Origin of the sequence: Pseudomonas marincola (assembly GCF_900116605.1) — a bacterium.
Taxonomy (GTDB): Bacteria; Pseudomonadota; Gammaproteobacteria; order Pseudomonadales; family Pseudomonadaceae; genus Aquipseudomonas; species Aquipseudomonas marincola.
Genome location: NZ_FPBC01000023.1, coordinates 22,681 through 29,633, shown reverse-complemented (window position 1 = coordinate 29,633; position 6,953 = coordinate 22,681). Strand labels below are relative to the sequence as shown.

7 protein-coding genes, 1 tRNA gene and 1 pseudogene are annotated in these 6,953 nt (G+C 52.2%); 4 read left to right on the top strand and 5 right to left on the bottom strand.

Annotation, left to right across the window (positions count from 1 at the left end):
* Both BM395_RS22640 and BM395_RS22635 read left to right on the top strand, forming a co-directional pair.
* The coding region (locus BM395_RS22640) for a transposase (protein ID WP_141124119.1) at nucleotides 1-202 on the top strand (202 nt) is incomplete at its 5' end.
* Between the two features lie 279 nt (nucleotides 203-481).
* Entirely contained in the window at nucleotides 482-763 is a 282-nt protein-coding gene (locus BM395_RS22635; protein ID WP_090515833.1) for a hypothetical protein, read from the top strand.
* 786 nt (nucleotides 764-1,549) lie between these two features.
* Here BM395_RS22635 and BM395_RS22625 read toward each other — a convergent pair.
* The gene (locus BM395_RS22625) at nucleotides 1,550-2,029 is read right to left on the bottom strand and encodes a hypothetical protein (protein WP_244529033.1); all 480 of its coding nucleotides are present in this window, start codon (nucleotides 2,027-2,029) and stop codon (nucleotides 1,550-1,552) included.
* A 48-nt stretch (nucleotides 2,030-2,077) separates the two neighbouring features.
* Nucleotides 2,078-2,263: pseudogene (locus tag BM395_RS23915) on the bottom strand (helix-turn-helix domain-containing protein); the annotation flags it as partial.
* Between the two features lie 643 nt (nucleotides 2,264-2,906).
* Between BM395_RS23915 and BM395_RS22620 the strand changes: the two are divergent.
* Together BM395_RS22620 and BM395_RS22615 are read left to right on the top strand one after the other, a co-directional pair.
* Nucleotides 2,907-3,122, top strand: a complete 216-nt coding sequence (locus BM395_RS22620; protein WP_090515826.1) for an excisionase family protein — start codon at nucleotides 2,907-2,909, stop codon at nucleotides 3,120-3,122.
* The gene (locus BM395_RS22615; RefSeq protein WP_090515824.1) at nucleotides 3,119-4,327 is read left to right on the top strand and encodes a tyrosine-type recombinase/integrase; all 1,209 of its coding nucleotides are present in this window, start codon (nucleotides 3,119-3,121) and stop codon (nucleotides 4,325-4,327) included. The genes BM395_RS22620 and BM395_RS22615 overlap by 4 nt, the downstream gene beginning before the upstream one ends.
* A gap of 127 nt (nucleotides 4,328-4,454) precedes the next feature.
* Here BM395_RS22615 and BM395_RS22610 read toward each other — a convergent pair.
* From BM395_RS22610 to bamC, 3 genes are all read right to left on the bottom strand, one after another.
* Nucleotides 4,455-4,544 (bottom strand) — tRNA-Ser (locus tag BM395_RS22610).
* Nucleotides 4,545-4,734: 190 nt separating this feature from the next.
* Nucleotides 4,735-5,604, bottom strand: coding sequence for a phosphoribosylaminoimidazolesuccinocarboxamide synthase (locus BM395_RS22605; RefSeq protein WP_090515839.1), 870 nt, complete (start codon nucleotides 5,602-5,604; stop codon nucleotides 4,735-4,737).
* A gap of 224 nt (nucleotides 5,605-5,828) precedes the next feature.
* Nucleotides 5,829-6,947 (bottom strand): outer membrane protein assembly factor BamC, encoded by a 1,119-nt coding sequence (gene bamC, locus BM395_RS22600; protein ID WP_090515837.1) that lies wholly within the window; start codon nucleotides 6,945-6,947, stop codon nucleotides 5,829-5,831.
* Nucleotides 6,948-6,953 lie beyond the last annotated feature (6 nt).

The following is a 6,953-nucleotide window of genomic DNA, read 5'->3' as shown; positions in this document are numbered from 1 at the left end:
CAGGATCGAGAAAGCCAAGGCCCAGGTGCGTGCAAAGGTCGAGCATCCGTTCCGGGTGATCAAGCGCCAGTTCGGTTATGTGAAAACGCGCTTCCGTGGCCTGGCGAAGAACACCGCACAACTGGTGACTCTGTTCGCGCTGTCGAATCTGTGGATGGCACGCCGACATTTGCTGGCGAATGCAGGAGAGGTGCGCCTGTAATGTTGGAAATGGCAGCTGCGAGGTTATCGCGGCGGCCAGAAACACCCAAATGAGCGGGTGATCTGATCGTTTTTGATCGATTTGCCGCTTTTAAAATCAGCAGAGGGTGAAGTCAGCCAGAAATGCATGGCTACTTCAGACCATCCCTAACTCTTAGAAAATCTGCGGCTCTGAAAATTAGCATCGCCTTATCACAGCCTGGGGGAGCGTATTCTCAGGCTGCTTGCATTTTCCAATTAATGAGGAAACTGGAGCCGTAACTCAAACGGAGCCATACCCATGTCACTCGATGAACAGATAACTTTCACCCCTGATCAGCAGGTACACCTCAATACTTGGTCAACGGTTTACATAGATGCACAGATACAGCAAAAGCTCGACGTCACGCTCTCACAATTTCTGATAAACCCAGGAAAGTATCTTTTCCTAGCCTGGCTGACAGCCCCTAACTACGCGGCCAATACCGGCTTCTTACCGCTGTTACCTGCACAAGTAGCTGCTAGCCGACGTATTCACCAGCGGTGGGCAGAAGAGGACGAGGACGAGGACGAGGACGAATAGTGCAGTACACTAATGTTGAGTCTAGAGAAATGCCCATAACAAAGGAGAAAAACCCATGTACGTAACCGCTGCGTTCATCATATTCATACTAGGCTGCGGCTTTCTCGGCGATAGGCTTATAACCCACTTTAGAGAACGCAAACATGAAGCGTGGCTGCGATTTCCTAGTATTGAAGAGTACGCTCGAAAAACTCAATTGAGCCGCATTCAGTGTTGGCACTGCAGGTCCTATAGCATCCGGCAATATGGTCTTGAAGCACGTAATGACAAACGCCGAATCCATGCATGCAATCAGTGCAACACAAACCTATATAGAACGATGTGGGGCTAAAAATAAGCGGACTTCCTCACTGGCCTCATTGCCAGCGAGGAAGGTTGTTTGACGGTGCCTATGGCGCCTGAAAAAGTAAACAAATGGCTGCTTAAGACTTTTTGCTGTTCATGACACGTTCGATTCGCTTAACGATCAGAAAACCACCAATACCAATCGTCATAACAGCAAACACCGAACCAAGAATCAGATAACCAATAGGTTCCATAATGCCTCCATGTCCGTATCAATCTAGCGACAATGTAGCATAGGCCTCTTCCTGGACTCAGATGTCGCCTTTGAGCATCCAACGATGCTTGGAGCCAGCTTAAACAAGCACACCAAGCCTCGGCTGGGATGCCTACCAGAACAGGGGTAATCCAATAAATCGAAACTAGTATCCAGAGCTCCTCGACCGCCACAGCAGTATCCTTGAAGCTTGGAGGTGACTACAAAACTATTGGCAATTCAGCCTGTTAACTTACAGTCCTCCCCGCAATTTGCTCAGCTAACTCCCGAGAAAACCCTTTTTTCATCATTTTCCTTACGTAGTCGCTCTCAACATCCTCAGACTTAGCTCTGTATCCCCCATTTTTTATTACGCCAAGCACCCATGCAGCTGGCGCGCCTCGAATTTTCCGCCCTCTCAACGCCCTCTTCAGCAGGGATACAACCCGCCTAGCTTCTGAATCAAGGAGCTTGTCCAACATACGCTCAATCGAAAGCCTGTCTTCGCCACTCAGACAGCTCGGCAACTCAAAACGACGTTTGGGTTCAAATGATTGTTCCTGTAGTGGTTGTTGGCACGACAAGCTCGCGTCACCCTCCCCACGCTCTTCATCAGCCACCCCCGTGCCCGCCAAAATGTCGCAATTAGCCATGTCTCGACTTACCTGCGCCACTGACAGAAGCTCTGCAGCCTGAATATCTAGCCCCAGAGTGTAGACACTGGACATCTGACGCCCCGTTACGCAATAACGATAGGAAACACTCAGAAATCCTCCCTCCTCCAACTCCTTAATGGTTCGTTGCACCGTACGTACAGACACACAGCACATAGTAGCTACTCGCTTAATCCTCGGCCAACAAACACCGTGGACATCAGCGCTTTCAGCAAGAGCTAACAGAATTAATTTACTAGCTGGCTTCAGCTTTTTGCCCCAACCCCACTTGTATGCCCGAATGCTCATTACGCACCCGCCATAGAAATAGAATTAGTAAGCCCAAGCACGTGAACAGGAACTCGACACACGATTACTCTACGTATAGCCGATAGCCTGCGAGCTAGAACATCATAGCCAACTAGAGTCCTCCCCGGTCCTCCAGCAAGCTGACACAACGCCTTTGCCAGCGGGACAATTGTTAATAGCGGCATTTCATAACTAGCAATGATCAATCTGTGGAATTTGCTCATAAGGCCTCGCCAACATCTGTATTTAAGGGGGGGCAGCACCAACTGAGTGATTGCCCGTCCTGCAGATTATTGGCTTCGGCAATAGCTATTTTGTGCTGAATTACGTCCCAAACCTGGGGCTAGATAGCCGCACCAAAATTATGATAAGAGCGGTGGTCCACTTGTTTAAAAGTCCTCGTCAACTCCAGCCCTCTCCCTCAAAGACCTCACCCTGTCAGCATACGCATACGCACATGTAAACCAAGCCCTCGACCAAGCCTTGCATCTTCTGAAACTAAGGCAAACTGGGGTATCACTTAGTAGCCACAAAAGGTGCTGACCTAATCTATCTGTACCCGAAACGGGACCGAATAGACCACCCAAACCCATTTATTTTCTCCAGCATTAGTTAAAACAAATGACTAAGGAGATATCCAAAAATGAGCAGCACGGAGAAAGATCAATATATGGTTTTCCCTGGAGAGTGGTTCAGGCAGGACCTATTGATGCCGATATTCGGAATCAGTACGGAAGCCGCCAGAAAATATCGAACCAATGGAGTCTGGTTAGAGGGTAGGCAATGGAGGTGGGATCCTGCTCGAAGAATCGTGTTTAACCGCAAGGCAATTGAAGCCTGGCTAGGGGGGCAACTTTGACGGATAAGCTGCCTAAAGGCGTAGAACATATTGGCAACCAGCTACGCATTTCTTTCATGCTGCACGGCAAGCGATTTAGAGAGCCTCTTCGCGGAGTCGTCAAGATAAACAAAGCAGCCATTGCCTATGCCGATAACAAGCGACGCACCATCTTGGCCGAAATTAAAGAAGGACGTTTCGACTATTCCGTTCACTTTCCAAACTCGCCTTCGGCCGCTCAATTTTCAGGTATTCAAGGGGCAGACAAAAACCGTACAGTTGAGCAAGGAGTTCAACGGTGGCTAGAAGTACAAAAGGCAAAAAGAGCGAGCTGTACCTATATAAATTATCGATGCAAGGCAAAGCATCTTCTGAAAAGAATGGGGCTGAGGCGAATAGCAGACATCAGCAAGAGCGATCTTGAGTTGCTCCAAGCGCATTTGCTCAAAAACGGCCTTTCGCCCAAAACGGTCAATGACGTATTCACTGTCGTTCGCGGCGTATGGGCAGATGCTTTCGAGGACGGAGTGATCGCATCTAACCCACTCGAACGAATCAGCAATATAGAGCGCGATGCTGATTTGGAGTCAGCCTTTCCGTTTACAAGAGATGAGCTACAGCGCCTTGCCCTGGGCGACCCTGAAAGGTGGCCCGATGTGCGAATGATCGTTTTCAACTGCTGGGCGGGACTGTCAGTGTCAGAGTTAATCGCTCTAGCTGTAGAAGATATCGATTTAGAAAAGGGTACGCTTCATGTTAGGCGCGCTCGCGTTGCACAGGAATACAAGGTTCCCAAAGAGCGTACTCGGGTAAGAACCCTCGAGCTGATCGCACCAGCGCTTGAAATACTAAGAGAAATCAGTGCTGAACATGACCACCAAGAATCAATCGAGATAGAAGTGGTACAACGGGACAACATAATCCGCAAGAAAGAGAAGATTACGTTCCTGTTCCGAAATTCGGCCAGTGGGAAACCCTGGAGTGGTCAAACCCTCAATGCGTGGTTCGAAGCACACCTCAAACGCTGCGGAATTCCTCACCGGGGACCTAATCAAAGCAGGCATACATTTGCCAGTCAGGCATTATCTAGTTTCGTCCCCATGGAGTGGGTCGCTCGTCAACTAGGACATACCGATACAACGATGGTCAAGAAACACTATGGACGCTGGATACCGAGCGACACAAAAAGCATGGCCCACTCAGTCTCAAAGATGATGGGATTTTGATGGCTTATAGCGGTTTAGAGCGGACTAAGGCGAATTGGTTTTGCCCAAATTTTGCCCAAACGCTAATCCATAGAAACAAAAAGCCCCTGAACCTATAACGATTTCAGGGGCTTAGTGTATTTCAATATGGCGGGAAGATAGGGATTTGAACCCTAGGTACCATCGCTGATACAACGGATTTCGAATCCGTCCCGTTCGGCCACTCCGGCATCTTCCCACAGCGGCGCGAATAATAGCAGCTTGTTGGCGTTTGGCGAACCCCCTGAGCAAAATTTTTCGCATATTTTCAGGTGCTTGCGTGTTTTAAGCGATATAGCCCGCGCCTGCGCTGATGAAGAACGATTTTCGGCGGGCATTAAAAAGGGCGCTTTCGCGCCCTTCTGTGCAGCCAGGAACAGTTACCCAACTTATGCGGTGAGCTTGGTCAGGGCTTCGCGGTATTTGTCGGCTGTTTTCTGCGCGACGTCTGCTGGTACGGTTGGCGCCGGGGCTTGTTTGTTCCAGCCTGTGGACTCCAGCCAGTCGCGTACGAACTGCTTGTCGAAGCTCGGCGGGTTGCTGCCTTCGGCGTAGCTTTCGGCTGGCCAGAAGCGGCTGGAATCGGGGGTCAGCACTTCGTCCATCAGGGTCAGGGTGCCGTCTTCATCGAGGCCGAATTCGAACTTGGTGTCGGCGATGATGATGCCGCGGGTCGCAGCATATTCGACCGCTGCGCTGTACAGGGCGATGGCGGTGTCACGCACTTTTTCGGCGAGCTCGGCACCGATGATGGCCTGACACTGTTCAAACGAGATGTTCTCGTCGTGGTCGCCAACAGCGGCCTTGGTCGACGGGGTGAAGATTGGTGCAGGCAGCTTTGAAGCTTCCTTGAGGCCAGCTGGCAACTGGATGCCGCAGACAGTGCCGCTCTTCTGATACTCCTTCCAGCCCGAGCCTACGATGTAACCACGCACGATGGCTTCTACAGCAACCGGCTTGAGGCGCTTGGCAACGACGGCGCGACCTTCAACCAGCGGCAACTCGGCAGCACTGACGACGTCTTCGACTTTGTCGCCGGTGAAGTGGTTGGGCACCACGCCTGCGAGTTTGTCGAACCAGAAGTTGGAAATCGAAGTGAGGATTTTGCCCTTCTCGGGGATGGGCTCGTCGAGGATCACGTCGAACGCGGATAGGCGGTCGGTGGCGACCATCAGCATGCGCTTATCGTCGATTTCATAGAGGTCGCGGACTTTACCCGAGTAGATTTTCTTCAGGCTCAGGGAGGTTGGCGTCGTCATATCGGGGCTTCCGTCTTTGGCAAACGAAACAGGCGTAACCATCGCTGCGCCTATTGGTTTCATCCGGGCCTGAGGTGGCCCAGTACATGTGGGTGGAACCTGCACCGCGCCGAGTTATGCGACCGGTAAAGGCAAACCGGCTAAAGGTTTCGATGCGTTAGCACCTGAACACTTCAGCCGGCTTTGTCTCGGGCTAACAGACGACGCACGCGCCGCCTGACGGTTTAGCCGAGGTTGTCCTGGATAATAGTCAACACACGGCGGGCCACGTCTTCCGGGGCCGAGGTGTTGATATCCTTCTCTACAGACACTTGAACGCTTTCACCAACGGTTGTCAGGCGAACCTGATAACGCTCGGCGCGGGCTTCGATTTCTTCTTCATCGGGCTCACTGCCAAACATGCTGCCAAAGAAGCCTGGCTCTTCTTCATTGACCTTGGCGCCTTCGGCGAGGTTGATGTAGTAAACGCCAACGCTGCGGTTGATGTCGTCTACCCGCACATTACCCGATTCAAGCGAGCGACCGACGCCAGACCAGGCGCGATCGAAGTCCGAACCCAGATGCAGTACCGGATTACCGTTACCGTCTTCGGTCATGCTGACCTGACTTGGCGCATCGTAGTCACGTGCCGCCAACAGGGAAACCGAACCGCCCTGCTCCGAATTACGCGCCATGCTCACGAGCATCTCGTCGAGCAGTGCGTTATCGAGGCTTGGATTGACGCTGCCCTGCGTGAAGGCGACATCAGCGGTGCTGCCAGCAGGACGCTGTGCGCTGACCACGAAAACCTCACTGGTGTTGCGCTGCACGCCTGGCTCGATACGCACTCTTACGCGCGTTTCTGCACCCTCTTCGATGTCACTGGCTTTGTTTGCCAGACGACGGGCAAGGCCAGAAGACAGGTTGCTGAGCGGCTGCCAGTCGGTGCTGAACTCACCGGTTTGCGGACGCTCATCAACGATGTTGAAGCCGCTGTCAGCGTAGAACTGACGGGCAACCGGCCAGACTTCGGCAGGCACGCGACGGGCAAGAATCCAGCCCGACTTGCCGCTTTTCTGCAGGCTGTATTCGCTGACGTCTTCTGTCACTGCAATGGCTTGCGGGCGCGGCACTTCGTACTCACCGGTAGCGGTGCTGTCGTTGATTTGCGCAGGCACCGGCAACAGTGGATCAAGGCGCTTGCTCTGCACGTCGGCAGGCAATTGCATAGGAGGTGTTTGACGCTCGGTGAGGTAGTCACTACCCCGGTCACGGAAATAGCCATCTTCACCCCAGATCCAGCCACAACCGCTGGTACTGGAGATGATTAGTGCAAGTGTTGTGAGTCCGGCCAGTCGCTTCATGCGCAG